Origin of the sequence: Gelidibacter sp., assembly GCF_035577925.1 — a bacterium.
Lineage (GTDB): Bacteria > Bacteroidota > Bacteroidia > Flavobacteriales > Flavobacteriaceae > Gelidibacter.
This window is the reverse complement of the sequence record NZ_DATJCY010000158.1, coordinates 1-2,062: the sequence shown is the minus strand read 5'-3', so window position 1 is coordinate 2,062 and position 2,062 is coordinate 1. Positions and strand designations below refer to the sequence as shown.

The window sequence follows — 2,062 nt, the reverse complement described above, 5'->3', positions numbered from 1 at the left end:
TCACCTATAATAGCTCCGATCCCACCATATTTTCCTGTAGTCTGAAATTCATAATCGTCGATATCTGAAGAAGGAATATAATTAGTATAAGGATCTAGTTCTTCTAACATTCCATCTATTGCAGATTTCATGACGATATTTGGATCTAAATCATCTACATAATAACTATTGAGCTCTCTATATAAAGAGGTAAATATTTCGATATTCTTAGCTAATTCAGCATATCTATCTTCTTTAGTTTTAGCCAAGTTGATATTGCTATTTGCAGAGACCTCTACTTGGAATAGAATTATAAAAACTAAAACTATACTTGCGATAAACTTATTATTCATATCTATTTTTTCACTTGATTATTTCAAATTTAGATATTAATTGTCAACTAATGGGCAAATAATATTCTTACATATGATGACTTAACTTTAATTAATACTCAAAAGGACTTTCTCTGATTTTAAGTCATTGTTGTCCGGAATAAAAAGAGTAGCCGATTAAGGCTACTCAAAAATATCGTACTTTTGTAATTACTACAAAACATTAGAACGATGACTAAAAGTAACTATTTTTCTACAAAGTGTGTTTTCGGACAGCTGATTTCTTTAATTGATGATGAAATTATATCAAACGCTGTAAATAAGACACAATCTGATAAATTCACTAAAAAATTTACAACAAAAGACCATTTAATAAGTATGGTTTTCTGTTCATTTGCTAAGTGCAATTCGTTAAGAGAAGTTGCAGGAGCGATGCTTGGATTATCTGGAAAAACTAATGGTTTTCAATTACAACATATCCCTAAAAGAAGTACACTTTCAGATGCAAATAGGAATAGAGATGAAGAAGTTTTTGCAGAGATTTATAATAGTCTGTTAAATAAGTATGGAAATGTTTTATCGGACAGCCGAATAGAAGAGATTATCAAAAAGCAAGTCAAAATCATAGACAGTAGCACTATAAGCCTGTTTAAAGAGATACTAAGTTGTGTAGGTCGTAAAGCCAAAACAGGTAAAAGCAAAGGAGGAATAAAGATGCACACGGTAATTAATGCAGATGAGGTAGTTCCATCAGTTGTTTGGTTTAGTAAAGCGGCAACTCATGACCATCAGTTCTTAGCTAAATTACCTTGCAATGAAGATACTATCTATGTTTTTGACAAGGGTTACAATGATTATAAAGCCTTTGAACATTTTACCAAAAACAATACTGGATTTGTTACTAGAATCAAGGATAATGCAGTGTATAGAACTGAACAAATCAATGAAATAGCTGAAAATATTCATAGTGGAGTGTTAGAAGATGCCACAATTACTGTAGATGTAAAACACGGAAGTACCCTTATTCCACTAACATTGCGAAAAGTTAGATTTTATGACAGAGAAAACAAAAGAGAGTTCGAATTTCTGACGAATCTTATGGATTTAAGAGCAGATATGATTGCTGCTTTATACAAAGTTCGCTGGCAGATAGAATTAGTATTTAAACAGCTAAAACAGAATTTTCCATTGAAATATTTTTTGGGAGATAACGAGAATGCTATCAAAATACAGATTTATTGCGTTTTGATTGTCAACTTACTTCTAGCAGTAATTAAGAAGAAGTTAAAACGTAGTTGGGCTTTTTCAAATTTGGTGAGTTTCTGTAAAATTCATTTATTCAACTTCATACAACTAATAAAATTCTTAGAAAACCCAGAAAAAGACTGGGATTTAAATGCTAAACCCAGAAATCAACTAACTTTGTTTGATTAGCTTGTTTTTGAAAAAACTGATAATTAAAAATAAAAAGTCAATGTTTAGGCTACTTTTGATAGTCTAAAAACTTATTTTTAATTTATCTCGGACAACAATGATTTTACTGATAAGATTTTATAATTTTTAGAAACAAATTTTTGAACTATTAAATCCTTAGTTTTTTATAAAATACCATCTGTCGTTGTAAATAATTGTTAAAACTAATTGTATATACAACCATAATCCAAATTTTTACCTCTATTTACTAAATATGATTAATCTATATAAAAGCAAATTTTGGATTGCTATTTTATTTTTATCAGTAATAGGTTTAT

At 29.2% G+C, this 2,062-nt stretch carries 1 protein-coding gene and 1 pseudogene; one reads left to right on the top strand and one right to left on the bottom strand.

What is annotated here, in order from left to right; genetic code table 11:
• Window positions 1–332, bottom strand: a pseudogene (locus VNJ50_RS05550) (peptidase S41); the annotation flags it as partial.
• A gap of 210 nt (window positions 333–542) precedes the next feature.
• Between VNJ50_RS05550 and VNJ50_RS05545 the strand changes: the two are divergent.
• Window positions 543–1,745, top strand: coding sequence for an IS4 family transposase (locus VNJ50_RS05545; protein WP_325579832.1), 1,203 nt, complete (start codon window positions 543–545; stop codon window positions 1,743–1,745).
• The last annotated feature ends 317 nt before the right edge of the window (window positions 1,746–2,062 follow it).